1 protein-coding gene is annotated in these 223 nt (G+C 50.7%); it reads left to right on the forward strand.

All coding sequences use genetic code 11. The features are described from left to right. On the forward strand, positions 1-223 hold a 223-nt coding region (locus tag ACY9Z2_RS19530), incomplete at both ends, for a type I restriction-modification system subunit M N-terminal domain-containing protein (RefSeq protein WP_463611329.1).

Genomic DNA, 223 nt, shown 5'->3' on the forward strand with positions numbered 1-223 from the left:
GTGAGGGTGAATTTGCAGGCGCTGACCCAGAAGACAGGGATGAATACCGTGCGGAGAACGTCTTCTTTGTGCCTCCTTCAGCCCGATGGAGTTATTTACTTTCCAGGGCAAAACTTCCGGAAATCGGAAAGGATGTTGACAATGCCATGGATGCCATCGAACGGGACAACCAGTCACTGAAAGGAGTACTCCCCAAAGTATTTGCCAGGTCGAACCTTGATCC

The organism is Virgibacillus sp. GM2-2, from assembly GCF_055329585.1.